Source organism: Xanthomonas sontii (assembly GCF_040529055.1).
GTDB lineage: Bacteria > Pseudomonadota > Gammaproteobacteria > Xanthomonadales > Xanthomonadaceae > Xanthomonas_A > Xanthomonas_A sontii.
Map to the genome: position 1 here is coordinate 1,174,901 of NZ_CP132342.1, position 24,459 is coordinate 1,199,359.

At 67.6% G+C, this 24,459-nt stretch carries 31 protein-coding genes; 11 read left to right on the forward strand and 20 right to left on the reverse strand.

Features of this window, described 5'->3' with window-relative positions; all coding sequences use genetic code 11:
• Positions 1 to 173: 173 nt before the first annotated feature.
• A complete protein-coding gene (locus tag RAB70_RS05075; RefSeq protein WP_148827520.1) occupies positions 174 to 1,064 on the reverse strand; it encodes a PD40 domain-containing protein in 891 nt (296 codons plus the stop codon).
• Positions 1,065 to 1,116: 52 nt separating this feature from the next.
• Here RAB70_RS05075 and aroE point away from each other — a divergent pair, with 52 nt between their 5' ends.
• From aroE to RAB70_RS05120, 9 genes are all read left to right on the forward strand, one after another.
• Positions 1,117 to 1,965, forward strand: a complete 849-nt coding sequence (aroE, locus tag RAB70_RS05080) for a shikimate dehydrogenase (protein ID WP_148827519.1) — start codon at positions 1,117 to 1,119, stop codon at positions 1,963 to 1,965.
• Positions 1,966 to 2,017: 52 nt separating this feature from the next.
• Positions 2,018 to 2,347 carry a hypothetical protein gene (locus tag RAB70_RS05085; protein WP_225851504.1) on the forward strand — a complete coding sequence of 110 codons (330 nt, stop codon included), beginning with the start codon at positions 2,018 to 2,020 and terminating at the stop codon, positions 2,345 to 2,347.
• A 130-nt stretch (positions 2,348 to 2,477) separates the two neighbouring features.
• Positions 2,478 to 2,822, forward strand: a complete 345-nt coding sequence (locus tag RAB70_RS05090; protein WP_225851503.1) for a hypothetical protein — start codon at positions 2,478 to 2,480, stop codon at positions 2,820 to 2,822.
• A gap of 34 nt (positions 2,823 to 2,856) precedes the next feature.
• Complete coding sequence (locus RAB70_RS05095; RefSeq protein WP_148827518.1) at positions 2,857 to 3,222, forward strand: hypothetical protein; 366 nt, start codon at positions 2,857 to 2,859, stop codon at positions 3,220 to 3,222.
• A gap of 67 nt (positions 3,223 to 3,289) precedes the next feature.
• Entirely contained in the window at positions 3,290 to 5,419 is a 2,130-nt protein-coding gene (dinG, locus tag RAB70_RS05100) for an ATP-dependent DNA helicase DinG (RefSeq protein ID WP_148827517.1), read from the forward strand.
• A 143-nt stretch (positions 5,420 to 5,562) separates the two neighbouring features.
• Positions 5,563 to 6,060, forward strand: coding sequence for a hypothetical protein (locus tag RAB70_RS05105; protein WP_225851502.1), 498 nt, complete (start codon positions 5,563 to 5,565; stop codon positions 6,058 to 6,060).
• 305 nt (positions 6,061 to 6,365) lie between these two features.
• Positions 6,366 to 7,889, forward strand: a complete 1,524-nt coding sequence (gene katB, locus RAB70_RS05110; RefSeq protein WP_148827516.1) for a catalase KatB — start codon at positions 6,366 to 6,368, stop codon at positions 7,887 to 7,889.
• A gap of 64 nt (positions 7,890 to 7,953) precedes the next feature.
• Positions 7,954 to 8,511 (forward strand): ankyrin repeat domain-containing protein, encoded by a 558-nt coding sequence (locus tag RAB70_RS05115; RefSeq protein WP_148827515.1) that lies wholly within the window; start codon positions 7,954 to 7,956, stop codon positions 8,509 to 8,511.
• Positions 8,512 to 8,749: 238 nt separating this feature from the next.
• Complete coding sequence (locus RAB70_RS05120; RefSeq protein ID WP_148827514.1) at positions 8,750 to 10,321, forward strand: SDR family NAD(P)-dependent oxidoreductase; 1,572 nt, start codon at positions 8,750 to 8,752, stop codon at positions 10,319 to 10,321.
• Positions 10,322 to 10,417: 96 nt separating this feature from the next.
• Here the strand turns inward: RAB70_RS05120 and RAB70_RS05125 are convergent, their stop codons facing one another.
• The 3 genes from RAB70_RS05125 to RAB70_RS05135 all read right to left on the reverse strand — a co-directional run bounded on the left by RAB70_RS05125 (position 10,418) and on the right by RAB70_RS05135 (position 12,107).
• On the reverse strand, positions 10,418 to 10,948 hold the full coding sequence (locus RAB70_RS05125; RefSeq protein WP_225851501.1) for a hypothetical protein: 531 nt from the start codon (positions 10,946 to 10,948) through the stop codon (positions 10,418 to 10,420).
• A 114-nt stretch (positions 10,949 to 11,062) separates the two neighbouring features.
• On the reverse strand, positions 11,063 to 11,485 hold the full coding sequence (locus RAB70_RS05130; RefSeq protein WP_148827513.1) for a hypothetical protein: 423 nt from the start codon (positions 11,483 to 11,485) through the stop codon (positions 11,063 to 11,065).
• Positions 11,486 to 11,639: 154 nt separating this feature from the next.
• The gene (locus tag RAB70_RS05135) at positions 11,640 to 12,107 is read right to left on the reverse strand and encodes a metallophosphoesterase family protein (protein WP_026143442.1); all 468 of its coding nucleotides are present in this window, start codon (positions 12,105 to 12,107) and stop codon (positions 11,640 to 11,642) included.
• Positions 12,108 to 12,482: 375 nt separating this feature from the next.
• Here RAB70_RS05135 and RAB70_RS05140 point away from each other — a divergent pair, with 375 nt between their 5' ends.
• Positions 12,483 to 13,784 carry an MFS transporter gene (locus RAB70_RS05140; protein ID WP_148827512.1) on the forward strand — a complete coding sequence of 434 codons (1,302 nt, stop codon included), beginning with the start codon at positions 12,483 to 12,485 and terminating at the stop codon, positions 13,782 to 13,784.
• Positions 13,785 to 13,852: 68 nt separating this feature from the next.
• Here RAB70_RS05140 and acpA read toward each other — a convergent pair whose 3' ends face one another.
• The 15 genes from acpA to RAB70_RS05215 form a co-directional block, all read right to left on the reverse strand.
• A complete protein-coding gene (gene acpA, locus RAB70_RS05145) occupies positions 13,853 to 15,565 on the reverse strand; it encodes an acid phosphatase (RefSeq protein WP_148827511.1) in 1,713 nt (570 codons plus the stop codon).
• Positions 15,566 to 15,727: 162 nt separating this feature from the next.
• Positions 15,728 to 16,018, reverse strand: a complete 291-nt coding sequence (locus RAB70_RS05150; protein ID WP_148827510.1) for a hypothetical protein — start codon at positions 16,016 to 16,018, stop codon at positions 15,728 to 15,730.
• 36 nt (positions 16,019 to 16,054) lie between these two features.
• On the reverse strand, positions 16,055 to 17,053 hold the full coding sequence (locus RAB70_RS05155; RefSeq protein WP_148827543.1) for an AI-2E family transporter: 999 nt from the start codon (positions 17,051 to 17,053) through the stop codon (positions 16,055 to 16,057).
• Positions 17,054 to 17,321: 268 nt separating this feature from the next.
• Positions 17,322 to 17,711, reverse strand: a complete 390-nt coding sequence (locus RAB70_RS05160; RefSeq protein WP_017907682.1) for a VOC family protein — start codon at positions 17,709 to 17,711, stop codon at positions 17,322 to 17,324.
• On the reverse strand, positions 17,708 to 18,046 hold the full coding sequence (locus RAB70_RS05165; protein WP_148827509.1) for a hypothetical protein: 339 nt from the start codon (positions 18,044 to 18,046) through the stop codon (positions 17,708 to 17,710). The genes RAB70_RS05160 and RAB70_RS05165 overlap by 4 nt, the downstream gene beginning before the upstream one ends.
• An 18-nt stretch (positions 18,047 to 18,064) precedes the next feature.
• Positions 18,065 to 18,358: a hypothetical protein gene (locus tag RAB70_RS05170; RefSeq protein ID WP_148827508.1), complete on the reverse strand. Its 294-nt coding sequence runs from the start codon at positions 18,356 to 18,358 to the stop codon at positions 18,065 to 18,067.
• Between the two features lie 15 nt (positions 18,359 to 18,373).
• Positions 18,374 to 18,556 carry a DUF2695 domain-containing protein gene (locus tag RAB70_RS05175; RefSeq protein WP_026143384.1) on the reverse strand — a complete coding sequence of 61 codons (183 nt, stop codon included), beginning with the start codon at positions 18,554 to 18,556 and terminating at the stop codon, positions 18,374 to 18,376.
• A gap of 183 nt (positions 18,557 to 18,739) precedes the next feature.
• Positions 18,740 to 19,042: a hypothetical protein gene (locus tag RAB70_RS05180; RefSeq protein WP_148827507.1), complete on the reverse strand. Its 303-nt coding sequence runs from the start codon at positions 19,040 to 19,042 to the stop codon at positions 18,740 to 18,742.
• Positions 19,043 to 19,115: 73 nt separating this feature from the next.
• Positions 19,116 to 19,352 carry a DUF1161 domain-containing protein gene (locus tag RAB70_RS05185; RefSeq protein ID WP_148827506.1) on the reverse strand — a complete coding sequence of 79 codons (237 nt, stop codon included), beginning with the start codon at positions 19,350 to 19,352 and terminating at the stop codon, positions 19,116 to 19,118.
• Between the two features lie 215 nt (positions 19,353 to 19,567).
• The gene (locus RAB70_RS05190) at positions 19,568 to 20,104 is read right to left on the reverse strand and encodes a hypothetical protein (protein WP_225851500.1); all 537 of its coding nucleotides are present in this window, start codon (positions 20,102 to 20,104) and stop codon (positions 19,568 to 19,570) included.
• A gap of 86 nt (positions 20,105 to 20,190) precedes the next feature.
• Complete coding sequence (locus RAB70_RS05195) at positions 20,191 to 20,730, reverse strand: transglycosylase domain-containing protein (RefSeq protein ID WP_148827505.1); 540 nt, start codon at positions 20,728 to 20,730, stop codon at positions 20,191 to 20,193.
• Between the two features lie 56 nt (positions 20,731 to 20,786).
• A complete protein-coding gene (locus RAB70_RS05200; RefSeq protein WP_148827504.1) occupies positions 20,787 to 21,161 on the reverse strand; it encodes a hypothetical protein in 375 nt (124 codons plus the stop codon).
• Between the two features lie 151 nt (positions 21,162 to 21,312).
• Complete coding sequence (locus RAB70_RS05205; protein WP_148827503.1) at positions 21,313 to 21,786, reverse strand: hypothetical protein; 474 nt, start codon at positions 21,784 to 21,786, stop codon at positions 21,313 to 21,315.
• Positions 21,783 to 22,190: a hypothetical protein gene (locus RAB70_RS05210; protein WP_148827502.1), complete on the reverse strand. Its 408-nt coding sequence runs from the start codon at positions 22,188 to 22,190 to the stop codon at positions 21,783 to 21,785. The genes RAB70_RS05205 and RAB70_RS05210 overlap by 4 nt, the downstream gene beginning before the upstream one ends.
• Positions 22,191 to 22,493: 303 nt before the next feature.
• Positions 22,494 to 23,078 carry a DUF7010 family protein gene (locus tag RAB70_RS05215; RefSeq protein ID WP_148827501.1) on the reverse strand — a complete coding sequence of 195 codons (585 nt, stop codon included), beginning with the start codon at positions 23,076 to 23,078 and terminating at the stop codon, positions 22,494 to 22,496.
• Between the two features lie 417 nt (positions 23,079 to 23,495).
• Between RAB70_RS05215 and RAB70_RS05220 the strand changes: the two genes are divergently transcribed.
• Positions 23,496 to 23,792: a hypothetical protein gene (locus RAB70_RS05220; RefSeq protein ID WP_148827500.1), complete on the forward strand. Its 297-nt coding sequence runs from the start codon at positions 23,496 to 23,498 to the stop codon at positions 23,790 to 23,792.
• 8 nt (positions 23,793 to 23,800) lie between these two features.
• On the opposite strand, the gene RAB70_RS05225 is transcribed toward RAB70_RS05220, so the two are convergent.
• On the reverse strand, positions 23,801 to 24,250 hold the full coding sequence (locus tag RAB70_RS05225; protein ID WP_148827499.1) for a hypothetical protein: 450 nt from the start codon (positions 24,248 to 24,250) through the stop codon (positions 23,801 to 23,803).
• Between the last annotated feature and the right edge of the window lie 209 nt (positions 24,251 to 24,459).

A 24,459-nucleotide genomic window follows, 5' to 3' on the forward strand; every position in this document is an offset into this window, starting at 1 on the left:
AATTTCAGCGAGCCACTGATCCGAGCGGAATGCGCGCGTGCAGCAACCGGGCGATGCGTCCGAGTGCCATGCGTCGGGACTGAAGTCCCTCCCACAACGGCCTTCTGGTCCCGCTTGTTGTGTGTCGGCGCGGCAGCAGACCGGCATCTGCCTCGCGTCGCCGCGCAATCCGCTTACCTGCAGTCGCCGCTACCGGTGGCGGCCGGTGCCTTGATCCGGTACAGGTCGCGCTTGCCGGCCCTGGGCGCGCGGGCGCTGCCGGACAGCAGCAGTTCGCTGGGCTTGGACGCATCCAGCACGGCGCCGGCGGTGTGGCCGTCGCTGCCGTTGAACGACAGCGCCAGCGGCTGCGGATCCGCGTAGCGGCCACCGGCGCATTGCGCCAGCAGCACCTGGCTGCTCGTACCGCCATGGGCACGCGCGAACAGCAGCGCACGGCCGTCGCCCAGCCACGCCGCATCGGTCTCGTCGTCGGCGCTGTTGACCCCGGCCAACGCCTGCGGTGCTGCGAACGCCTGGCCCTCCTGGCGCGCCACGAACAGGTCCAGGCCGCCGGCGCCGCCATGGCCGTCGCTGGCGAACAGCAGCCGCGTGCCGTCCAGCGACAGGGTCGGCGCACGCTCGTTGCCCGGCGAATTCACTGCCGCGCCCAGGTTCTGCGGCGCGCCATAGCCGCCGTCGGCCAGCACCGGCGCGCGGTACAGGTCGGTGCCGCCGTGGCCGCCGGGGCGATCCGAGGCGAAGTACAGCCAGCGCCCATCGGCGCTGAAGAACGGGTCGCTGTCCAGGCTCGGCGAGTTCACGGGCGCCGGCAGCGGTTGCGGGTCGCGCCAGCGGCCGTCGCGCAGCACGGCCTGCCACAGGTCGCCGCCGCCGGGCCCGCCGGCGCGGTCGGGACTGGCCCAGACGATGCGCTGGCCGTCGGGCGCGACGCTGGCGCGGGTCTCGTCGGCGGCGGTCGATACCACGCCCATGCCCTCGATGCCGAATTCGGAAAGCGCGAACGCACACGGCGCGCAGAGTAAACTCGCGGCCAGCGCGAGCGGCAGGGCAGGGGTCCGCATGAGGGATTCCATGGAATGTCGCCGCCAGTCTAAAACAACCAACGAGCGCTCCATGCCCAACTCCCGTTTTGCCGTGTTCGGCCATCCCGTCGCCCATTCGCTGTCGCCGCACATCCATGCCGCCTTCGCCAAGCAGACCGGCATCGCCCTGCAGTACGAGGCGATCGACGTCCAGGCCGACGGGTTCGCCGCGGCGCTGGCCGCCTTCGCCGCCGCCGGCGGTGTCGGCGCCAACGTGACCCTGCCGCTGAAGGAAGCCGCGTTCGCCCACAGCGTGGTGCACAGCGCACGCGCGCAGTCGGCCGGTGCGGTCAACACCCTCAGCTTCCGCGACGGCCAGTGGCATGGCGACAACACCGACGGCGCCGGCCTGGTGCGCGACCTGACCGGCCGCAACGGCCTGGACCTGCGCGGCCGCCGTGCGCTGCTGCTGGGCGCCGGCGGCGCCGCGCGCGGCGTGGCGCCGGCGCTGCTGGAGGCCGGCGTACAGCAACTGGTGGTGGTCAACCGCGCGCCGGAACGCGCCGACGCGCTGGTCGATGCGCTGGGCGAGCCGGCGCGCGCGATCTCGCGCTACTGGGAGGACCTGCGCGAGTTGGGCGATTTCGAGCTGATCGTCAATGCCACCACCATCGGCCGCGACCCGGCCGCCAGCTTCACCCTGCCGCTGTCGCTGATCAACAGCATGACCCTGGCGGTGGACCTGAACTACGGCGAGGTGGCGATCGCGTTCCTGGCCTGGGCCCGCGCGGCGCACTGCCGCGACACCGTGGATGGCCTGGGCATGCTGGTGGAACAGGCCGCCGAGAGCTTCGAGGCCTGGCACGGCGTGCGCCCGGACACCGACCCGGTGTACGCCGCGCTGCGCGAGCGCGATGCCGTGCTGGTCAGCGCCGACTGAAACACTTCGCCTCCACCCTCTATCCGGGAATAAACGCATGGACGAATCATTGATGCTGCAGGTGCTGACGCGACTGCTCACGCAGTTGCCGCTCGCGCTGGTCTATGTGGTCGGACTGGCGCTGCTGTTCACGCGCCGTCCTGGCCGTGCGCGCACCTTGGGAATCTGCGGGCTGGCGATCCTGCTGCTGGCACTGGGCCTGGGGCTGGCGTTGTGGTTCGTGCCGATGTGGTTGATTTCCCAAGGCCATAGTTACTCGTCGATCTCGAGCTTGTTGGGCATCGTCAACGGCGCGGTCGCCTTGATCTTCGCGGTGGGCATGCTGCTGCTGGTGCTGGCGTTGCGCTTCGCCATGCCGCCGCGCGTCGCAAACCCGCACTGATGGCGTCGCGGCGACCCGCGTCCAGGGAGATCGTGCTGCGAGAACCACAGGGACGCCCGGGTCGCGCCTATGGCGTGGTCCTGGTTGGCGCCGATCGCCCCGTTCGCTGCCCATCAAGAGGAGACCCTGCGTGGACTCTGTCGCCGTGAACTATCTCTTGCTCACCGCGCTGTTCCAGTTCCCGATCCTGGCGATGTCTGCGGTCGGGCTGGGGTTGCTGGCCACGCGCGGCCCTGGCCGGCCGCGTACCCTCGGCTTGTGGGGGTTGGGCGTGCTGGTGCTGGTCGTGGTACTGACGACGGGCATGTCGTTGTTGCCGGCGTGGCTGATGTCGCGCGCGGCGAACGCGACCGAATCCAACCTGTGGATGGTCACGTCGGAGGCGATCGTCGCGCTGCTGACGGCAGTGAGCGCGCTGTTGCTGGTGCTGGCGTTGTGGTTCGCCCTGCCGGCGCGGCGGGCGCCATCGAACTGAAGAACAAGGGCGTGCGTCGTCCAGGGAGGCGAGGATGTTGGCGATAAGCGTGCACCCGGTGCTGGACATGAGCGTGCTGACCGGCGGGCTCGGCCTGCTGGCGCGGCTGTTGCTGCCGCTGATCGCGTTGCTGCTGCTCCCGCGGCTGGCGCCGGGCCGCGCACGCACGCTGGCGCGGCTCGGGCTGACGGTGCTGCTGATGGGCGCGATCCTGCCGCGCCTGTTGAACGCGGTGCTGGGCTGGGTGGAACTGATGACGCCCCAGTTCCGCGGCACCCATCCGGACGCCTATGCGCTGGTGCATCTGCTGGACGATGCGCTGTACGTGGCTGGCCTGTCCCTGCTGCTGCGCGCGCTGTGGCTGGCGCTGCCGCGCAAGGCCGCGCCGCCGCCGCCATAACGCGGCGCGCAGCACCGTTCAGTTCCAGCGTTTCAGTCCCTGCGACGGGACGTGAGAAAATGCCGGGATGACCGATTCCGCTTCGCCGTCGACGCCGCCCGCGTCCGGCCCGTCCCCGCGTCAGCTCACCGAACCGGTCAAGCTGGCCATCCGCGATGCCTACGCCAAGCTGCAGGCCAATACGCCGGGCTTCCGCGTGCGCCGCGCGCAGAGCCAGATGATCGGCGTGGTCTCGCGCGCGCTCGGCACCTCCGGCGGCGTCGGCGTGGCCGAGGCGCCCACCGGCGTCGGCAAGAGCCTGGGCTATCTGACCGCCGGCGTGCCGATCGCCCTGGCCAGCAAGAAGAAGCTGGTGATCAGCACCGGCACGGTGGCGCTGCAGTCGCAGCTGGTCGAGCGCGATATCCCGGCCTTTCTCAAGGCCACCGGGCTGGAGGCCACGGTGGCGCTGGCCAAGGGCCGCACCCGCTACCTGTGCACGCGCAACGTCGCCGAGCTGCATGGCGAGGCCGCGCAGGACAGCATGTTCGAGGACGAGGCGCCGCTGTACGACCGCCCGTTGAGCCCGGCCGAGGCCGAGCAGGCGCGGGCGTTGGCCAAGGCCTACGCCGACAGGACCTGGAACGGCGACCTGGATGCCGCGCCGGAGCCGGTGCCGCCGTCGCTGCGTGCGCGCATCACTACCAATGCGGCCGGCTGCGCCGGGCGCCGCTGTTCGTTCGCGGTGCAGTGTCCGGTGCTGAAGGCGCGCAGCGAGGTGCGCGATGCGCAGATCGTGGTCACCAACCACGCCTTGCTGCTGTCGGCGCTGTCGCTGGGCGACAGCGACAACGGCCAGCCGCTGATCGCGCCGCCGTCGGACATGCTGCTGGTGCTCGACGAGGGCCACCACATCGCCGGCGTCGCCATCGACCAGGGCGCGGCGAACCTGCCGCTGGACGAGATGGCGCGGCGCACCGGCCGCCTGCAGGCGCTGGTCGGCGCCGCCTACCGGCTCGCCGACAAGGACCGCATCGGCAACCAGTTGCCCAACGAGGCGGTCGAACTGGCCGCGCAGGTGGCCAAGGGCCTGAAGGCGTTCCGCGCCGAGATCGAACGGGTGTGGGTGCCGGAGCCGGGCCAGGACGAACCGATGTGGCGCGCGCCCAACGGCCGCCTGCCCGAGGACTGGAAGCCGCTGATCGATGCGCAGGCGCAGGACACCGGGGCGCTGCTGAACTGGGTGCAGGCCGCACACCAGATGGCGGCCAAGTCCAAGCAGGAGGACGCGGCCAAGGAACGCCTGCAGCGCAACCTGGGCATGGCCCTGGAGATGGTCGAGCAGCAGTACGCGCTGTGGCTGGGCTGGCGCCGCGAGGACCAGGACGGGCAGCCGCCGATGGCGCGCTGGATCACCGCCTCGCGCGATGCCGATCTGATCTGCCATTGCTCGCCGGTGTCGGCCGCGCAGGTGCTGCGCTCGCTGCTGTGGAGCGAAGTGGATGCGGCCGTGCTGACCTCGGCCACGCTCACCGGCGGCGGCGACTTCCAGGCGCTGGCGATCGACAACGGCCTGCCCGCGCATGCGGAGATGGTGTCGCTGTCCTCGCCGTTCGATCTGCCCAACCAGGCCGAGCTGATCGTGCCGGCGTTCCCGGTGGCGCCGGACGACCGCGAGGGCCATCCGCGCGAAGTGGCACGCTACCTGGTGCGCGAACTGGACTGGGGCAAGGGCTCGATCGTGCTGTTCACCTCGCGCTGGAAGATGCTCAAGGTGGCCGACCTGCTGCCGCTCGCGCAGCGCAACCGCGTGCTGGTGCAGGGCGACGGTTCCAAGTCGCAGATGATCGGCGAGCACATGCGCCGCATCGGCGCCGGCGAAGGCTCGGTGCTGTTCGGCCTCAATTCCTTCGGCGAGGGCCTGGACCTGCCGGGCGAGGCCTGCACCACCGTGGTCATCACCCAGGTGCCGTTCGCGGTGCCGACCGATCCGCAGACCGCCACGCTTGGCGAATGGTTCGAGAGCCGCGGCCTCAACGCCTTCAACCTGATCGCGGTGCCGCACGCGCTGCGCACCCTGACCCAGTTCGCCGGCCGCCTGATCCGCACCGCCGACGACCACGGCCGCGTGATCATTCTCGATTCGCGGCTACTGACCAAGCGCTACGGCAAGCGCATCATCGACGCGCTGCCGCCGTTCAAGCGGGTGATCGGCTAGCCGATGTGACGCCCGTTGGGTTGTCGATGTGACGCCGTTTGCCGAGCTGGCATCGCACTGAGGGCAACGGCGTGCGGTCGCCGCCGCGGCGCGGACAGGTCGTGCGCGCTGGTCTAGTATCGCGGGCGACAGGGGGAATCATGATGCGAATCGCCAGACAGTGGGCGTTCGGAGCGGCGTTGTGCGTGCTGACCGGCATCGCCGTGGCGCAGCCGACGGGCGCACCGACAGAAGACGCAGCAGCGGCAGCGCCGGCCAATCCGGCCTATCGCACGCAACTGCTGCAGTTGATCAGCGACGACGCACAGGCCCGCGCCGATCTCAAGCGCGACTATTCGCCGCAGCGGCTGCAGCACGATACCGTCTCGTTGCGCGCGTATGCGCGCGAGGTGCGAACGGCGCAGAAGGAAAGCCAGGAGCGCCTGACCGATCTGATCCGGCGCCAGGGCTTTCCCGATGCGCAGGCGGTCGGCGCCGACACGGCGCACGCGGTGTTCCTGATAGCCCAGCGCATCACCGAGTCGGCGTTCCGCTCCGACTTCCAGCGCGGCATCGATGCGGCCGTGCAGCGCGAGGCCTACAGCCGCGCCGATCAGACACTGTTCGCCGACCGCAGCCGCGCGCTGAGCGCGAAGCGCTAGCGTCCGCCATCGCGGCGATACGCGCGGTGCATCGCGCCGCGGTGCGCTTGCGGCCGCATCGCCAGGCATCGCCGCTGCCGCTGGCACGCGCGCGCGTCTACATTTTGCGGTCGATCTGCGGCTGCATTGTCGTCGAGTGACGCAGCGACGACGCTGCCGCTGCAACGGATTGCGCGCTCTACCAATGGTCGCGATCACAGTGCGCGGACGCGATTGGCCGCGTCGATGGCACCGATTGCAAGGAACGAATGTTCTGCGCGTCGCACTCCCGCCATGCTGCAGCTCCCTTCACACGAGCCGACGCCATGCGCCCTGGATCCCTGTTGTTGCTTGTCCTGTTGTCGCCTTCCCTGATCCTGTCGGCCAGCGCCGCGCAGTCCACGCTCACCCGCGACAATGGCGCGCCGGTGGGCGACAACCAGAACTCGCAGACCGCCGGCCCCAACGGCCCGACGTTGCTGCAGGACGTGCAACTGATCCAGAAGCTGCAGCGCTTCGACCGCGAGCGCATCCCCGAGCGCGTGGTGCACGCGCGCGGCACCGGCGTGCATGGCGAGTTCACCGCCACCGCCGACATCTCCGACTTGAGTAAGGCCAAGGTGTTCGCGCCGGGCACGACCACGCCGGTGTTCGTGCGCTTCTCCTCGGTGGTGCACGGCAACCATTCGCCGGAGACGCTGCGCGATCCGCACGGTTTCGCCACCAAGTTCTACACCAGCGAAGGCAACTGGGACCTGGTGGGCAACAACTTCCCGACCTTCTTCATCCGCGATGCGATCAAGTTCCCGGACATGGTGCATGCGTTCAAGCCGGACCCGCGCACCAACCTCGACGACGATGCGCGCCGCTTCGACTTCTTCTCGCACGTGCCCGAGGCGACCCGCACCCTGACCCTGCTGTACTCCAACGAAGGCACGCCGGCCGGCTACCGCTTCATGGACGGCAACGGCGTGCATGCCTACAAGCTGGTCAACGCGCAGGGCCAGGTGCACTACGTCAAGTTCCACTGGAAGAGCCTGCAGGGCCTCAAGAACCTGGATCCGCAGCAGGTGGTGACGGTGCAGGGCAAGGACTACAGCCACCTGACCAACGACCTGGTCGGCGCGATCAAGCGCGGCGACTATCCGAAGTGGGACCTGTACATCCAGGTGCTCGCGCCCGAGGACCTGGCCAAGTTCGACTTCGATCCGCTGGATGCCACCAAGATCTGGCCGGGCGTGCCCGAGCGCAAGATCGGGCAGATGGTGCTGAACAGGAACGTGGACAACTTCTTCCAGGAGACCGAGCAGGTGGCGATGGCGCCGGCCAATCTGGTGCCGGGCATCGAGCCGTCGGAAGACCGCCTGCTGCAGGGGCGGATCTTCTCCTACGCCGACACGCAGCTGTACCGCGTCGGCACCAATGGCCTGAGCCTGCCGGTGAACCGGCCGCGCGTGGCGGTCAACAACGGCAACCAGGACGGCGCGATGAATGCCGGCAGCACCAGCAGCGGCGTGAACTACGAGCCGAGCCGTCTCAGCCCGAGGCCGCAGGATCCGAACGCGCGCTACAGCCAGTTGCCGCTGTCCGGCACCACCCAGCAGGCCAGGATCACGCGCGAGCAGAACTTCAAGCAGGCCGGCGAACTGTTCCGCAGCTACAGCAAGAAGGAACAGCAGGACCTGATCCAGAGCTTCGGCGAATCGCTGGCCGGCACCGACGACGCGAGCAAGCACATCATGCTGTCGTTCCTGTACAAGGCCGACCCGGCCTACGGCAGCGGCGTGGCGCGGGTGGCCAAGGGCGACCTGGCGCGGGTCAAGCAATTGGCTGCGCAGCTGCAGGATTGATCCGTCCCACGCGCGGCCCGGCGGCGGCATCGCCGCGCCGCGCACTTTCTTGCGGAGACTCCCCATGCGTCGTGTTGTCCTCTTCCTTCTTGGCCTCGCGGTCAGCGCCACGGCGGTCGCTGCACCGGCCGCGCCGGCGGCGCCCGATCCGGCCGCGGTGCAGGCGCAATTGCGCAGCTACTTCTTCGATGCCGCGCGGCAGGGCCGCCAGGACATGCTGGCCGAGTTCATCCGCGCCCATTACGACCTCGATACCCGCGACGACAAGGGTTACACCGCGCTGATCCTGGCCGCCTACCACGGCCAGCAGGCGGCGGTGGAGCAGTTGCTGCGCGCCGGTGCCGATCCCTGCGCGCAGGACAAGCGCGGCAACACCGCGCTGATGGGCGCGATCTTCAAGGGCGAGCTGAGCATCGCCAAGCGGCTGATGCAGGCCGATTGCGCGCCGGACCAGCGCAACAACGCCGGTCAGACCGCGGCCATGTATGCGGCGCTGTTCCAGCGCACCGAGGTGCTGAAGGACCTCGCCGCCAAGGGTGCCGACCTGCAGGCCAGGGATGCGCAAGGCAACGACGTGGCCAAACTGCAGCGCGGCGAGTTCGCGACCGCACCGGCGCGCTGAGCGGTCCCGCCTCGCTCCACCTCCGGAGCGGAGGCCGGGACCGGCAATCGCACGGCGCGTGGATCGCAGGCCGCGGATCGGCGAAAATGCCCGGGTGGCCGGTTCCTCCGGCCCGCCGCGGCCCGTGCCGCCGCTGTTCCCGCTCCGGCGGGCGGTGGCGCCGCAGGGCCGCGTGCTGCCCTGTCGGCATCGTGCCGGCGCTCTGCCGCGGCCAGCCGTCGCCCATCCCGGATCTGTCTTGAACGCCACTGCCCCCGTTTCGCCCGACCACCTGCCCCTGGCCGAGCGCCTGCGCATTGCCCTGGACCTGCTCGAGACCATCGCCGCCGACCGGCGCGTGCTCGATACCTTGCCGGAAGCCGAGCGGGTGCGCCTGCTGCAGGTGGTCGCCCAGGTCTTCAATCCCGAGCCCAAGGCGCGGCGCAAGCTGCTCAAGGAACAGGCGCGCGAGCGCCACCAGGAGAAGGTGCGCAAGGCCGAGGAGCTGCTGGCGCAGACCGGCATCCGTGCGCTGCGGCGCAAACCGGTGTTCAGCACGCCCAACTATTTCCCGCCGCACACGCCGGAAGCGCTGACCCATGCGCAGGCCGTGGCCGAGGCGCCGGCGGCGCATTCGCCCGAGTTGCGCCACTGCTACGTGTGCAAGCAGAAGTACACCGAGCTGCATCACTTCTACGACCAGATGTGCCCGCCCTGCGCCGAGTTGAACTACTTCAAGCGCACCGAGACCGCGGACCTGCGCGGGCGCGTGGCGCTGCTCACCGGCGGCCGGGTCAAGATCGGCTACCAGGCCGGGCTCAAGCTGCTGCGTGCGGGTGCGGAGCTGATCGTGACCACGCGCTTCCCGCGCGACTCGGCGGCGCGCTACGCGGAGGAGCCGGATTTCGCCGAGTGGGGCCACCGCCTGCAGGTGTACGGGCTGGACCTGCGCCACACGCCCAGCGTCGAGGCGTTCTGCAGCGAACTGCTGGCGACTCGCAGCCGCCTGGATTTCATCGTCAACAACGCCTGCCAGACCGTGCGCCGGCCGCCGCAGTTCTACGCGCACATGCTGGCCGGCGAGACCGCCGCGCTGCACGAGCTGCCCGAGCACGTGCGCCGGCTGGTGGGCCAGTACGAAGGCCTGCGCGGCCCCGATCTGCTGCCGGCTGGGGGCAGCACGCAGCTGGCCGGGGCGGGCCAGGGACGCAGCGGTGCCGACGGCCTGCTGCGCGCCGCGGAGCTGTCGCAGGTGCCGCTGCTGGCCGACGACCTGCTCGCCCAGCAGCACCTGTTCCCGGAGGGGCGCCTGGACCAGGACCTGCAGCAGGTCGACCTGCGCGGGCGCAACTCCTGGCGCCTGCTGCTGGACGAAGTGTCCTCGGTGGAACTGCTGGAGACGCAACTGGTCAACGCGGTCGCGCCGTTCGTCCTCAACGCGCGGCTCAAGCCGCTGATGCTGCGCACGCCTGAGCGCGACAAGCACATCGTCAACGTGTCGGCGATGGAGGGGCAGTTCTACCGCAACTTCAAGACCACCCGGCATCCGCACACCAACATGGCCAAGGCCGCGTTGAACATGATGACCCGCACCTCGGCGGCCGATTACCAGAACGACGGCATCCACATGAACAGCGTGGATACCGGCTGGGTCACCGACGAGGATCCGGCCGAGATCGCCGCGCGCAAGGTGCAGGAGGAGCGCTTCCATCCGCCGCTGGACATCGTCGACGGCGCCGCGCGCATCGTCGATCCGATCATCCACGGCTTCAACACCGGCGAGCACGTGTGGGGCCAGTTCCTCAAGGACTACGCGCCGACGGATTGGTGAGAGACGGCGCGCGGGGGCGGGCTGCGCCAGCGCGCCCGCGTCCCTGTTCCGACGATCGCCGCGGCCATGCCGGCGGCGTTGTCGTGCTTTCGGATGTCAGTCGCCGGCGGCCGCACGCCGCATGGTGCCGCTGTAGCCCCAGGCGAATTGATGCCACTGATCGGTCGGGGGAACGTCGAGATTGTTCACCGTGCGCTGCCAGTAGACGATCATCTCGTCATTGGATGTCCGCGCAAGCGTGAACGACGACGACTCGACCCAGACGCCATCCTCATCGCGTCCCGAGGTGGTGCTGTAAATGAGCGCATGCGGGCCGGAATTGCGCATGCGGAACTGTCCCGGCTTCATTTCCCGCCACGCGCCACTGACCAGGTTGTAGACGCGCACGTGCCAGCGCGAAACCACGAAGCGAAAACGCATGGGAAAGCCTGCGCTATCCACGTAGTGCGGCGCGTCGAAGCCGTCGAGCACGCCTTCCCAGCTGCCTTGAAAGTCGAAGCTGGCATCGCTGGGGTGGGCCAGGACGGGGCGTGGCCGATACGAGTAGAGCGGCGCGGTGATGGTGGCGCAGGCGCTCGTCAGCAGACACAACGCAAGCGCAACGGCCCAGGGTCTACATGCTTTCATGGCACATGGCATCCGATTCGATCGGCCAGCAGCCGGTTCGACATGGTTGGTTCGTAAGAGACGCATCCGGATCGGGAAGATCGGACGATGCGCTCGAGGCTTGCGCGACGGCGCTCAACGGGATGGATCGGAGGTGGCCGTCGCTTCGCCTTGGTCGCGTTCGCGGCCCCAGAACTCGACCATGATGGTCATCATGGTCCACACGATCAGCGTCGGCTGCACCTTGTCCGGCAGCAGGGCCTGGCCCTTGAGCATCACGTCGATCACCTTCGGCAGTGCCAGCACCATCAGCAGGGTGTAGATCGCGTACGCCACCCGGTGCCGGCTGCTGGAAATGAACAGGATCGAGATGACCAGGCTGGCGAGGACGCCCAGGACCACACCGAACTGCCAGGCGTTGAGGCGCTCGGTGCCGGTGAGCACCAGGCCCAGGACGGCACCGAAGAACATGTTCAGGCCGTTGAGATTGGCCTGGTACTCGTCCCTGGTCATGCGGCCGAGGCCGACCTTGCCGAACACGTTCCATCCCTTGCGCATGCTCGCTCCCCTTCGCATTGCCGCATCCTGGCGTCGCCACGCCTTCCGCTGGCCGCACGCCTCCCCGCCTCCACTGTAGCGAAGATCGCGCGCGTTCGTCGCCTGCCCGCCGCGCGTCGCGTGTCGCTGCGCCACGGCGCGGGAACCGCCTGCGCTAGCCCAGGGTCTGCAACTCGCCGCGCGGGCCGTCTGGTGTCAGGTACAGATGCCCGATGCCGATCGGCAGGCGGAAACGACGCGGCCCGGCACTGCCCGGGTTGAGGTAGAGCACGCCGTCGCGGGTCTCCAGCAAGGGCTTGTGCGAGTGGCCGCTGATCACCACATCCACGCCGTCGGCGACGCGCGCCAGGGTCTTCAGGTCGTGGCGCACGTGCAGGCGCACGCCGTCGATGTCCAGGTCCAGGGTCTCGGGCAGCGCCTGTGCCCATGGCGCGGTGTCGATGTTGCCGCGGATCGCGTGCAGCGGTGCCAGTTCCCGCAGTGCGTCGAGCACGTCCGGTTTGCCGATGTCGCCGGCATGCACGATCGCGGCGCAGCCGCGCAAGGCCGCCAGCGCCTCGGGGCGCAGCAGGCCATGGGTATCGGCGATCACGCCGAGATGCAGCGGTCGAACGGGACGCATCGGTGGCGCTTCCTGGTGCGTGACAGCGTGCAGGCTACCCGTTCGGACGTGGTGGCGTCGTTGCGACCTGCGCGTGCTGGCCTGTTTCGTGAGGCGATGGCGCCAGCGAGCCGAGAGCGGGCGTAGAGATCGTATCGACATCGACATCGACATCGACGCTTGGTGCATCACCGGCGCGTATCGGGATGCACCCGATGTTGCATCAGCGGCAGTTCCGGCCTGGGCGTCGTACCGCTGTGCATTAACCCGCACGTAGCGGCGTGCGGCGTCATGGCGGCATGCGCACGCGACGTGTTGTACCGTTGCCGCGCGCCGCCCTTGCTGTCGCACGACATCGCAAGGCAGTGCCGTTTCTTCTCCAGCAGACTCCGACCGATGACCGCTTCCGCACCATCCCCAGCCGAGGCCGCGCCGCACGGCGCCGCCGCCGTGTTCCGCGTGGTCACCGGCAACTTCCTCGAGATGTACGACTTCATGGTCTATGGCTTCTATGCCACGGCCATCGGCCATGCGTTCTTCCCGTCGCATAGCGCGTTCGCTTCGCTGATGCTGTCGCTGGCCACGTTCGGCGCCGGCTTCCTGATGCGGCCGATCGGCGCGCTGGTGCTCGGCGGTTACATCGACCGGCACGGGCGTCGCAAGGGCCTGATCCTGACCCTGGGGCTGATGTCGGCCGGCGTGCTGCTGATCGCCTTCGTCCCCGGTTACGGCACCATCGGCGTGCTGGCGCCGTTGCTGGTGCTGCTCGGCCGCCTGCTGCAGGGCTTCTCCGCCGGCGCCGAGCTGGGCGGTGTGTCGGTGTATCTGGCCGAGATCGCCACGCCGGGCCGGCGCGGCTTCTACGTGGCCTGGCAGTCGGCCAGCCAGCAGGTGGCGGTGGTGTTCGCCGCTGCGCTCGGCGTGGCCCTGCACGCGCTGCTCTCCGACAGCACGATGGACAGCTGGGGCTGGCGCGTGCCGTTCGCCATCGGCAGCCTGATCGTGCCGCTGATCTTCCTGATCCGCCGCTCGCTGCAGGAAACCCCGGAGTTCGCCGCGCGTCAGGCCCCGGACCTGGCCGGCATCGCGCGCTCGCTGCGCGCCAATGTCGGATTGATCCTGGCCGGCGTGGGTATGGTGATGATGACCACCGTGTCGTTCTACCTGATCACCGCCTACATGCCGACCTACGGCCGCGCCGAGCTGCACCTGAGCGAGCTCGACAGCCTGGTGGTGACCGGCTGCATCGGCCTGTCCAATTTCGTGTGGCTGCCGGTGATGGGCGCGCTGAGCGACCGCATCGGCCGCAAGCCGCTGCTGGTGTTCGCCAGCGTGGCCATGCTGCTGACGGTGTGGCCGGCGCTGCAGTGGCTGGTCGACGCGCCCTCGTTCGTGCGGCTGCTGCTGGTCGGCGAGTGGCTGTCGCTGCTGTACGGTGCCTACAACGGTGCGATGGTGGTGGCGCTGACCGAGGTGATGCCGGCCGAGGTGCGCACCACCGGCTTCTCGCTGGCCTACAGCCTGGCCACTGCGACGATGGGCGGCTTCACCCCGGCGGTGTCCACCTGGCTGATCCACACCACCCACAGCCGTGCTGCCCCGGCGTTGTGGCTGTCGCTGGCGGCGCTGATCGGCCTGGCCTGCACCTTGCTGCTGTTCCGTCGCCAGCGCGGCGCCGGCACGTTACACGCCGCCTGAGTGCCGCATTGCCCGGACGCGGGGCAGGGCGGCGGCGGTCCGCCCCGCCCTGCGCAACCCGCGCCGGCCTAGCCCAGGTCCAGCGCGGCGGTGAGGTCGCCCGGCACCACGCCGCTGGCCGCGTGCATCGCACGTTCGCGCTCGACCAGGCCCGGCAACGGCTCCAGGCCGAAGCGGCGGGTGATGAAGCGCAGGATCGAGCCGGTGTCGTAGACGCTGTGGTCGACGTGGCCGCGCCTGGCGTGCGGCGACACCACCAGCGCCGGGATGCGCGAGCCCGGGCCCCAGCGGTCGGCCTTGGGCGGCGCCACGTGGTCCCACCAGCCGCCGTTCTCGTCGAAGGTGATGAACACGACGGTCTTGTCCCACAGCGGGCTGTTGCGCAGCGCCTCCACCACCATCGCGATGTGGCGATCGCCGGCGGCCACGTCGGAATAGCCGGCGTGCATGTTGAGGTTGCCCTGCGGCTTGTAGAACGTCACCGGCGGCAACGTGCCGGCCTGCACGTCGGCGAGGAAGCGGTTCTCCGGGGCGGTGTCGCCCAGGCCGCCGTCGCGCAGCCGTCGCGCCCGCGCCGGCGTGCCCGGGGCGAGGTTGGCGAAGTAGTTGAACGGCTGGTGGTGGATCTGGAAGTTGGGACTGCCCGGGAACTCGCTGGTGTCGCCGGTGTCGCCCTTGCCCTGCACCGCCAGCGCCCAGCCGCCGGCGTACCAGGCCCAGTCCACGCCCTTGGCGTCGAGCGCGTCGCCGATGTGGCGGTGGGTCTGCGGCGGCAGCGTGTTGGGGCTGTTGGGGTCGGCGTAGTCCGGGCGCGTCGGGTCCTGGCTGGTGCTGGGCTGGAACGGCGGGCTCAGGGTATTGATCGCCCAGAAATCCGGGGTCAGCGCGCCGTTGCGCACGAAGCGCGGCCGGCCGTTGAGCGCGGTGCCCGGCGAATCGTCCTGCACCGCCAGGCGGATCTCGTCGGGCCGGTCGCTGGCCAGCACGCTGATCTGCGTCCGCCCCGGGCTGGTGTCGGCCTTGGGGTAGTACGGCGCCTGCGCGGCGATCAGGTACTGATGGTTGAGGAACGAGCCGCCGAACGCGCCCATGAAAAAGTTGTCGCACAGCGTGTAGTCGCGCGCCAGGCTCCACAGCCGCAGCGTGGCCGGCGCATCGGCGTAGTGGCCCATCACCAGGCCGCCGGCGTCGCTCCACGCGGCGAAGCCGTCGTTGCGGCCGCCGTTGATCTGCATCTGGTTCTCGTAGAAGCGGTGCACCAGGTCGCGGGTCACGATGCCGTGCGGCAGCAGCTGGCCATCGGGCGTGCGCAGCGCGAACGGCGCATTGGGCAGCGGCCCGATCGCGTCCTCGCCGATCTTGTAGCGGCGATGCGCCACCACCTGTTCGTCCGGCGCCAGTCCGCCCCAGATCGGCGGCAGGATGTCGAGCACGCTGCCGTCGCGGTCCACCTGCCGCGCCTGCGCCGGCGTCACCTTGGACAGCGGCTGCTGCAGCCCGGGGAACTCGGGGAACAGATTGTTGAAGCTGCGGTTCTCGGCGTAGATCACCACCACGTGCTCGATCTTCTGCCGCAGTTGCCGATCCAGTTCCGTCGGCGACAGCGCACGCGCCGGTGCGCGTTTGGCGCTCTCGGCGTGGGCCTCGGCGGGGCCGCCGAGCGCCAGGGCGCTGCCGGCCAGCGCCAGGCCGCCGAGCAGGCGCCGGCGTTGCGGGTTTTCGGGGGTGGTGTCGGTGTTGGCAGGCGTGGTGGACGCGGGATCCTGGGGCGGCTTCTTCACGGTGTCATCGGGCGAGGGAAAGGCACCCGCCAGTGTGGGCCGCGTGAATGACAAGTCAAAGCCAGCCGGTCCCGGTGCCGGGCCGGCGTTCAGCGACCGTATCGCAGGCCGCGCTCCCGTGAGGCTGGATGAAGCTGCGTCAGGCGGTGCCCGAGGCCGCCTTCAGCGGCGTACCCGCGGACTGCCAAATACCTGCTCGCACAGCACCACATAGTCGCCCGAGCCGTCGCGCGCGGCCGCGCCGCTGGCGATGGCGGCGCTCAGCGTCGGGCCGAGCCGCGCCTCGCCCAGGCGCGCGGCCAGTTCCGTCAGTTGGGTCTGGAACCGGTGCTGCATGTCGGCGATCTGCTGGGCATCGTGTCCCAGCCAGGCATAGCCCTTGTCGTTGTACGCGGCGGCACAGTGCAAGGTCTCGGCCAGGTCGCGTTGCAGGTCCTGCGGATCGGTGGGCATCGTGGCGTGCGGGATCGGGGTGGATCGCACCGCAGATCAGGCGGTGGGCTTTCCGGCGCCGTCCGCGCCTTCGGCGTCGCCCAGCGCGTGTTGTACGTACAGGCGCTTGACCAGCACGTAGAGCACCACGGTGAGCGGCGCCGCCAGCACCACGCCCATCGGCCCGAACAGCACGCCGATACCGAACAGCGAGAACAGCAGCAGCGCCGGCGGCAGGTCCACCGCACGCGCCTGGATCAGCGGCTGCAGCACGTGGCCTTCGAGTTGCTGCAGCACCACGAACAGCAGCAGCGCGCCCAGCGCCACCTGCGGGCTGACCGTGAAGCCCAGCAGGATCGCCGGGACCGCGGCCACGATCGGGCCAACGATCGGGATGAAGTCCAGCAGCGCGGTCAACAGGCCGATGCCCAGCGCCACCGGCACGCCCAGCAGCCACAGGCCGATGCCGGTCAGGGTGCCGATCACCGCCATCGCCAGCAACTGGCCGGTCAGCCACGCGCGCAGCGCCTGGCCGCTGGCGGTCAGCGCTTCGTCGGCGACGCCGCGGCGGTCGCGCGGCAGCAGGTGCAGCAGGCCCTGGCGATACAGCCGCGGCTGCGCGGCCAGGTACAGCCCGCCCACCATCATCAGCACCGCGTCGGTGACGCCGCCGCCGGCCGACAGCACGATGGCGCCGGCGTGCGTGGCCAGGGTCGAGGCGCCGTCGCGCAACTGGTCGGGGATGCGCTCGATCTGCGGCCCCAGCGGACCGGACTGCAGCCAGGCGTGGAACTTGTTCCAGGCCGCCGGCAAGGTGGCGCGGAAGGTGTCGATCTGCGCGGCGACCTCGGCACCGAACAGCAGCACGATCGCCGACAGCGCCAGGACCAGCACCAGGATCACCAGCGCCAGCGCCGCCCACTCCGGTAGCGGCAACCATTTGCGCAACAGCGTGGCCAGCCCGTGCAGCAGCACGCCCACCACCACCGCACCGAACACGATCAGCAGCAGCTCCGACAACTGCCAGGCCAGCAGCGCCAGCGCGCCCAGCGCCATGACGACCAGGACCCGCGCCGCGAAGGGACGCAGGGGCGAGGGGGAACTCGGGAGGGAGGCATTCATCGGTGGCGCGGATCCCGATCAGGACAATGAGCGCGGACAGTAGTGATAGCGCAGTGCAGGGCGAGCGAAGATCGTGTGCCGCCGGTCGGCGGCGCCAATCCACCGGTCGGCGTGCACCGGCGATGTCGGCGCGGCTGGTTCGACGCTGACCGGTCGGGCGTCCCGTGCTACCGGCCGGCCAGTCGACCGGCCGGAGCGGGCACTACTGCCCGGCGGGCGGCTGCCAGAGCTCCACCTTGTTGCCTTCCGGGTCGATGACCCAGGCGAAGGCGCCGTATTCGGACTCGTCGATGCGGTCCAGCACGTGGCAGCCTTCCTCGCGCAGTGCCGCGACCAGCGCGTGCAGATCGTGCACCCGGTAATTGATCATGAAGGGTGCCGTGCCGGGCGAGAAGTGCGGCTCCTGCGCCGCCGCGCCGATCGACCAGACGGTGGAGCCGGTGACCGGCGCGCCGCTGCCGTCGTTCCAGGCGAAGGCGGTGCCGCCCCAGGCCTGCACGTCGATGCCGAGATGCCGCTGGTACCAGGCCTGCAGCGCGGCCGGATCCTGTGCCTTGAAGAAGATGCCGCCAATCCCGGTGACGCGCTTCATGGAGCCTCCGCTGGTCCGATGGTGGGCTGGCCGGGCAGGGGCTCGTAACCGTCGCCGCGGCCGCTCAGCCAGCGCAGTCTACGCTTGCCGGCCTCGGCCAGGTACGCCGCGGCGGCCAGTAGCAGCGGATGCCGCAGGTCCGCGTCGATCATCAAGCGCACGTGCCCGTCCACTTCGATGTTCAGGAAATGCGCCTGATCCGCATCGTCGTCGTAGCTGCGCGCCAGCAGCCGATCGCGGCCGTCGCTGAAGCGATAGAGGGTGTAGGCGTAGTAATAGCCGTCTTCGTCGTCCGGCTCGCTGGCGTCCACGTGGTGGGTGATGTCGACGTGCATGCGGGTATCGTGTGCCTGTCAGGCCGCCCTCGAGACCACGTGGCCTGTCCCTTCGCTGCCGTTCGCCCAGAGCGTGAAATCGGCGCCCGCCGGGAAGTGGGCAAGTGCGTCAGGCATCAGCAACTGTACCCCTGCGCGGAACGTGACCCCAGGCGCCGGGCTGCCGGTGAAGGTGAGGCGGGCCGACCACTGCTGCTGGTCGATGCAGAGAATGGCGCACCACTGGCCGGAGACGAGCGCAGTCGCCTTGCTTCCTGGTTGCGCAGGATGCAGCAGCAGATCGGCCAGGAAGTGATGCGGAAGGTCATGCATCAGGTCGATGTCCGGTCACGGCTTGCCCCAGCGCTCCTCGACATTGAACAGTACCTCGCAATCGCAGAAGCCTCCGTGCGCACCGAGCCAGGGGATGACCGACTCCGGAGCGACATCCTGGGACGCGAGGAACTGCGTGGTGAGTCGCAAGGAGTGATCGCAGCCATCGGCGAGCGCGTCGTTCAAGTAATCGAACAAGGCCCAGAGCGTCTCTCTGGGGAGCGGAAGGGTGGCTTCCGCGGGCGCGCACTGCTTGGACTGCGCTGATCTGCGGAGCGCTTTGCGACCTTGGGCTTTCGGGTCTTCTGTCATTGTCTCTGTCGCTGGTAGAAAACAATGCTGCGGCGTAAATAGCGGAGAAGTACGGCCCGCGGCGGACAATCAGTTGTCCTTGATCCAGGCCTTGATCGCCACGGTGACCCGCTGGCGGGTCTCGGCATCCGCTTTGCGAACCAGATACGGCGACCGATTGCCCAGCACCCCCGGCGCGGTCGACTGCACGCGCTCGGCGAGCTGCGCGATGAAATCGCGCCCGAGCGCGCGGTACTGCGCAACTTCCTGGGCTGTCAGCGCCATGGTCCACGCATAACCGACGGGGCCATGGCTGCAGTTGACGTCGAGCAGCAGCGTGTCGCCGTCGCGCAGGAGAAACCAGGCATGAGGCGCGTGATCTACTACCTGCATGAAACGCTCCTTCGACGTGCGAGGACAATGCCTCGCGTCCACGTTGCATGCATGACGTAACAGCTCCTGTTGCTTACGTCGACGGCTTGTTCTTGCTGTACACGATCTTCTTGCTTCCCGCCGCACAACTGCCGATGACCTTCCGATCCTTGACGTCGCCGTTGTCGACGATGTTCAGCGTGTAGTCCTTGACGCCGTGGGCATCGAGTTTCGCGGTGAGCTCGGCCTTCAACTCCTCGCAAGATCTACCCGCCGCGAAAGCGGACGAGGAGGCGAAGGCAAGCAGGAGAAGCGCGATGGCTTGTTTCATGATGGCACCGATAGTCGATGAGGGAGAAAGAGGTTGCGGAAAAAACGTAAGGTGTGGCGGCTTTGGCATGGCGGTCGACCTGGTCGCTCTCGGGAGCAGCGCCGCCGCGCCGAGTGTAGCAAGCGCAAATTGCATCGACCGCTACCGCCACCGCACTCGGTCGGCGGCCGGTCGGGAGGAGCGGGACGCCGACGCCGCGGCCTGTTTCGGCGCACTCAGGGATCGACCCACACGCCGGCGTCGTACATCAACCGCATCGTGTAGTTGAGCTGGAGGGTCTGGTTCGGGCCGCAGGCGATCTGCGTGGTCTTGTCCGATGCTCCAGGTCCGGAGACGGAGATGGACGAAGCGGATCTGAGCGGGTCGAACAGGCTGTACCGGTAGCCGCCGTTGCTGAACTCGATCGATGCGTTGCCGTTGGGAAACGTGTTGTAAGTGAAAAGACCCGTCGGCGGCTTCTGCTGTGCGGGGTACTGCAGCACCAGCTTGCCGCTCTCCGACGCTCGGTACTGCAGGTAGCCCGAGGTCCGGTTGACCGCCTTCGACGAGCATAGCGAAAACTCTCGCTTGCGCGTCTGGCACGTCCACAGGGTGAGCTCGTCCTTGCCGCACAGCGGGCTGTGCTGGTATTCGCTCTCGGACTCCTGCAGTGTCGCTTGGCTGATGGATGGCACTGGCTCAGACGCTGGTGCTGCGAGCGGCAGGCTCGTCAAGGTCGCTGTCATGGCAATGCTTGCGATTGTCTTCTTCATGTTGTGCCAATCCCGTTGTGCCGGGTCATGTCAGAGGAGAGTCGGTGTGGACGAAACGGCGGCGTCGCCTGTTGCAGCATGGAGGTCTAATGCGGAGGCCGGGACCTTGCCAATAGCGTCCGAGCGCGCCTGCCCAGCTTGTCGCGATCTTTCAAGTAGATTGTAGGAGCATGGGTGACCGCAACGGTGGTCGCTGCCTGCAGTGGTGAAAGCTGGCTAAGCGGTTTGCCGAATTCCCGATTGGCAAAGCTGCTCAATCCATGATCTGTGCCGTTGTAGGCAAGACTGCAGTAGAGGCCGTAGATGTGCGACTCGTCGAAGTGCATCGGTAGCAGCATGCTCCAAAGCGCGTTGCGCACGTGCGACTGACCTTGCGCCAAATCCGTGTAGACGAGGGACGTCACCAGGCGAGCCGCATGCGGGGAGGGCGATCCCACATTCGCATCGATCAGCCTGCGAATCGCTTCGGGAGGAGTGGCGTCTTCTGGATTGGCGTGGGCGAGCAGATCGCGGATTCGGGCCAGATGTGGGCGGACAGCGAGCGCATCGTAAGCGACCAATGCGACAAGCGTTGCCAGGAGGAGCAGCGCCGTTCCTTTTCCAACGAATCTGATGATCTTGACCATGAGCGTCAGCCAACCTTAGGGCGACATTGGCTGCTGTAGTCGCGTGCTGCACGCGACTACAGCAGCCGGCGTTGATCGGCCGCGCGCCGAAAAACCCAGCCGACGAGCAAGCCGAGGCCTGTGGAGGCGAGCAGCTGCAGCCATTCCAGAGCGACAAACATGGCTGGTTCGTCCGTCATGTCTGGTGGCAATAGCGCCACGAGAACATCCGCGAAGGCGGCGTAGATGACCAGGATGAGGCAGGCGTGCGCGAGGCGGTGTTGCGCCACGCGCAACGCGAGGTGTGCGAAGAGTGCGGCGCAGAGCAGGAAAGAGAGATGTGTCCAGGCATTCACCAAGCCGCCTATCTCGAATAAGCCGCTGAAAAAGCCAACGCCGCACCGGAGAACAAACAGCAGGGCGGCATAGGCAAAGATCGATTTCCAGTGCATGGCCGGCTGTACGGGGCGCGCGATCAACGAGCGAGAAGTGCGTCGCGTGCTGAAAGGGTGGGGACACTCCGCATCGCGCAAACGACGCGCTACGCCGGTCCGATGCCGGCTCTGCGTTGGCGCGCCGTGCCGCCTGACGTTGCCAGCGCCATCAACGCAGGGTGCCCTCGCCGACCTTGCGCCCGCCCTCATAGGCGATGAACGACCTGTCTTTTTCCAAAACGTGGAACTGATCGATGCAGCTCAGAGACACCGCAGCGGTCTCGCCGGGTTCGATCTTCTCCTGCGCTTTGGAAATGCGCACCGCACACATGACGTCCTTACTCTCACCGGAGAATCGCACCTGTGGGCGGTAGTTGTCGTAAATCGCGTTGTCACGCCCCACCTTTTCCTGGCGCGTCAACAAGGTGAACGAGATCGGCACAGCGGCATCGGCGGGGTAGGTCAGTACCGTATCTTGGGAATTGCCCGCCGTGGCAGAAAAACAGAAGACCAGCAATGCGAGTGCAAGAAGCGTACAGCGACGGAGCGATTTCATCGGGCGGCCTGCCTTCTTGGGTGGAAAATGGTGCCTGAGCCGTGAACCAAGCCGGCTCGGGCCGGTCGTGCCTGCATCGAGGCTCATGCATGTGGCCCCAGCATCAGGGTGTACGCGCGAATGCTAGCCGACCTGATCTGATCCTTGGTCATCGATTTGTTGCCGCGCACCGCCTCGGCAGGCACGAGCATGACCGTCGTCCGCCCATCGCCGGTGTTCCAGCCAAAAGCCACGACTTCCTTGTCGGCGAGGAACGACTGATCCCCGTCTTCGATATCCGAACACAGGATGCTGCCGTTCGGCTCGGTGTTACTCGATGCGGTGACATGCACCAGTCCGATCGCGCTATCGACGAGCACCTGATCCCTGTGACCAGCCGAATTGACCCTCCCTTCCACAACCGAAGCGGTGTAGCCGAGAGACACGAGATGACCGGCGACGATCGACGCCAGGTGCTTTTTGCGATCGAGTTTGCTCTTGCCTGCAATCATGGGATGTCCTGTCGATCAGCAAGGATGCATGGATGGAACCGGACTACGCATGGGGGGGCGCTTGCATGGCGTCTTGTCACTCGGCTTTCGCTGCGTGTGCGGGCCTCTTGCAGGTCGACGGGGGAAAGACCGTGCCCTGCCAAGAGACGCCGTCAGCATAGAAGAGCGAGTCGTCCAACGTGTATCGGTCATCACTGAGCGGAACGGACCAAAGCGTATCAACCGTGGACCCGCCCTCATCATCTGGGACACGGAACAACACCTTGGGAGTCGGGTCGTTACTCGTGAGTCCTAACGCCTCAGTCAAGCCGCGGTGCGAAGCGGCGTCGGCTTGAACGAATTGTTGGCGCGCATCCACTTTCGATGCTGCGTGAAAGCTGTGGTGCCAAACGCTAACTCGATGAGCGCGCCAGCGGCAACCACGAAGACGGCGGGCGCGCGACATAACGCCAAGACAATTGCGCTCGCGGCTAGCGCCAGACCCAACGCCCAGTAGAGTCGCATGCCATACACAGATGCAAACACCAGATAGCGGCCCCCGATGACGAGCAGCATGCCCAGGAAGAACCAAGTCGGCTGACGGAGGCCCAGCCCGTACGCGAGCGGCAAGCTGAAGATGAGCCAGAACGTGCTCGCTCCCGCAAGTTGACCGAGCGGATTGCCTTCACCGTGTGCGCCAGAGGCTCCAAGAAGCTTGCACAGCAGCACGCTGACCGGATAGATCAGCATGCCGCCAATAAGCAGCGACCAGATAGCACGCTCTGGTGTGACGAATGCCGCAAACGCAGTGGCGACTGCCCACGCCGTCGCCGATGCCACGATCCCGGTACTTCCGCTCAAGTAGCCGCGACGCATGTCCCACTGCGCGTCTCCAATCGTCATCTCCATCGAGCCCCCTTCTCGCTGTTCTGTGTGCTAATTGCTTCAGTTGAGCCGCGTTGCTAAGCGACGCCGGCTTGAACGAATGGTGAAGCGGCGGCGCGAGGCGGTGGTAGAGCATGGTCAGCGCTCCCCAGCACTGCCGCCGAGTGACGAGCATGCCACAGATTGCGGTCTTGGGGCTTGCCCGAGGCGCTGACCGCTGGATGTGACCGAGCCCGAAGGCAATGAGCGCAGCGGAGCAATGAAAATGGCCGACGAAGCGGCGAGCGATCCGATGGCGGGAAACGTAAGGGCTGCGCACCGGAGCCGTCCGCTGCAGCGCCCAGTTAGGTTTCATTCTTCGCTCCATGCAAGACTGGGCAGCCGATCTTGCGATGGCAGCCAGTAGGCGAGCGCCTGAAGCGCATGCTCCCTGGTGACGCCGTGCGCGAGAAAACCTCTGTGGTCGTGGACGCGCACATCGAAGTTGTTGTCCGCACCCGCGCTAATGATGAAATTTCCAAAATCTACCTGGTTGCCCAAGCATGCGACGAACAGCTCTACATCGTGCTGAAGACTGCTGTTTGCAAACGCAAGAGCATCCGCTTCGCTGTGGAAGCGTCGGCTGGAATTTGCGGAAGCCGTGCCGGCGATTTCAAGTTCGATGGCGAAGTGTGTACCTGGCCGCATGTGAGACCTAATGCGTCAATTAAGCCGACCCGCGAAGCGGGTTCGGCTTGAATGAATTGTTAGCCCGCAGGCTTGTGTAGCTGGGTAGGCCAAGCACCTTGACCATTGCCACCCTTGAAGAAGACACGACCATTGGGCTGGATGGAGGAAATTACAAACTCCTGCTCGAAAGAGCGTAAATCTCCATCATGCTCGAATCGAGTGAGGCGAATAACGCGATCTCCAGGCTTCAGGTTGAGCGCAACAATTGCATCTTGGTTCTTGGCGAAAAGAGCCTCACCAATCTTGGCGCTAGCGACACGCTTTGAATCGGTGGAAACGTCTTGCCCAAGCGATGATGCGAAAGCGCGTTGACGATCGCTGGATGGCTCAGCGGGTTCGTGCCCGATTGCGGCTGCCACACGGTCCAGCAATCGGGCTGCAGCCACGTCAAACGTGTCAAGAACAACATCGATGCCTAGCGAGGCCGCGAGATGTATCTGCTCTTCTGATGGTGGAGATGCGGTCATTTTTTCCTGCGGGCTAACACCTGAGTTAAGCCGCGCCGCAAAGCGGCGTCGGCTTGAACGAGTTGTTAGCTGCGTTCACGGGAGCCTGACCGACAGCCCCGAATTGGGTCCAGGCGGCAGGCCAAGCGCCGGCTCCACGCCGGACGATGTCCGAAGGTCCTGCAGCAAGGCATCGGGCTCAAAGTGCTTTCCAATGATTGCCTCGGACT

What these genes read in the sequence shown, in the direction of transcription:
- RAB70_RS05075 (WP_148827520.1), bottom strand. Translation starts at nt 1,064, where the DNA reads ATGCGGACCCCTGCCCTGCCGCTCGCGCTGGCCGCGAGTTTACTCTGC.
- aroE (WP_148827519.1), top strand. Translation starts at nt 1,117, where the DNA reads ATGCCCAACTCCCGTTTTGCCGTGTTCGGCCATCCCGTCGCCCATTCG.
- RAB70_RS05085 (WP_225851504.1), top strand. Translation starts at nt 2,018, where the DNA reads ATGCTGCAGGTGCTGACGCGACTGCTCACGCAGTTGCCGCTCGCGCTG.
- RAB70_RS05095 (WP_148827518.1), top strand. Translation starts at nt 2,857, where the DNA reads ATGTTGGCGATAAGCGTGCACCCGGTGCTGGACATGAGCGTGCTGACC.
- dinG (WP_148827517.1), top strand. Translation starts at nt 3,290, where the DNA reads ATGACCGATTCCGCTTCGCCGTCGACGCCGCCCGCGTCCGGCCCGTCC.
- RAB70_RS05105 (WP_225851502.1), top strand. Translation starts at nt 5,563, where the DNA reads ATGCGAATCGCCAGACAGTGGGCGTTCGGAGCGGCGTTGTGCGTGCTG.
- katB (WP_148827516.1), top strand. Translation starts at nt 6,366, where the DNA reads ATGCGCCCTGGATCCCTGTTGTTGCTTGTCCTGTTGTCGCCTTCCCTG.
- RAB70_RS05115 (WP_148827515.1), top strand. Translation starts at nt 7,954, where the DNA reads ATGCGTCGTGTTGTCCTCTTCCTTCTTGGCCTCGCGGTCAGCGCCACG.
- RAB70_RS05125 (WP_225851501.1), bottom strand. Translation starts at nt 10,948, where the DNA reads ATGAAAGCATGTAGACCCTGGGCCGTTGCGCTTGCGTTGTGTCTGCTG.
- RAB70_RS05130 (WP_148827513.1), bottom strand. Translation starts at nt 11,485, where the DNA reads ATGCGCAAGGGATGGAACGTGTTCGGCAAGGTCGGCCTCGGCCGCATG.
- RAB70_RS05135 (WP_026143442.1), bottom strand. Translation starts at nt 12,107, where the DNA reads ATGCGTCCCGTTCGACCGCTGCATCTCGGCGTGATCGCCGATACCCAT.
- RAB70_RS05140 (WP_148827512.1), top strand. Translation starts at nt 12,483, where the DNA reads ATGACCGCTTCCGCACCATCCCCAGCCGAGGCCGCGCCGCACGGCGCC.
- RAB70_RS05150 (WP_148827510.1), bottom strand. Translation starts at nt 16,018, where the DNA reads ATGCCCACCGATCCGCAGGACCTGCAACGCGACCTGGCCGAGACCTTG.
- RAB70_RS05155 (WP_148827543.1), bottom strand. Translation starts at nt 17,053, where the DNA reads ATGGCGCTGGGCGCGCTGGCGCTGCTGGCCTGGCAGTTGTCGGAGCTG.
- RAB70_RS05160 (WP_017907682.1), bottom strand. Translation starts at nt 17,711, where the DNA reads ATGAAGCGCGTCACCGGGATTGGCGGCATCTTCTTCAAGGCACAGGAT.
- RAB70_RS05165 (WP_148827509.1), bottom strand. Translation starts at nt 18,046, where the DNA reads ATGCACGTCGACATCACCCACCACGTGGACGCCAGCGAGCCGGACGAC.
- RAB70_RS05170 (WP_148827508.1), bottom strand. Translation starts at nt 18,358, where the DNA reads ATGCATGACCTTCCGCATCACTTCCTGGCCGATCTGCTGCTGCATCCT.
- RAB70_RS05180 (WP_148827507.1), bottom strand. Translation starts at nt 19,042, where the DNA reads ATGCAGGTAGTAGATCACGCGCCTCATGCCTGGTTTCTCCTGCGCGAC.
- RAB70_RS05185 (WP_148827506.1), bottom strand. Translation starts at nt 19,352, where the DNA reads ATGAAACAAGCCATCGCGCTTCTCCTGCTTGCCTTCGCCTCCTCGTCC.
- RAB70_RS05190 (WP_225851500.1), bottom strand. Translation starts at nt 20,104, where the DNA reads ATGAAGAAGACAATCGCAAGCATTGCCATGACAGCGACCTTGACGAGC.
- RAB70_RS05195 (WP_148827505.1), bottom strand. Translation starts at nt 20,730, where the DNA reads ATGGTCAAGATCATCAGATTCGTTGGAAAAGGAACGGCGCTGCTCCTC.
- RAB70_RS05200 (WP_148827504.1), bottom strand. Translation starts at nt 21,161, where the DNA reads ATGCACTGGAAATCGATCTTTGCCTATGCCGCCCTGCTGTTTGTTCTC.
- RAB70_RS05205 (WP_148827503.1), bottom strand. Translation starts at nt 21,786, where the DNA reads ATGAGCCTCGATGCAGGCACGACCGGCCCGAGCCGGCTTGGTTCACGG.
- RAB70_RS05210 (WP_148827502.1), bottom strand. Translation starts at nt 22,190, where the DNA reads ATGATTGCAGGCAAGAGCAAACTCGATCGCAAAAAGCACCTGGCGTCG.
- RAB70_RS05215 (WP_148827501.1), bottom strand. Translation starts at nt 23,078, where the DNA reads ATGGAGATGACGATTGGAGACGCGCAGTGGGACATGCGTCGCGGCTAC.
- RAB70_RS05225 (WP_148827499.1), bottom strand. Translation starts at nt 24,250, where the DNA reads ATGACCGCATCTCCACCATCAGAAGAGCAGATACATCTCGCGGCCTCG.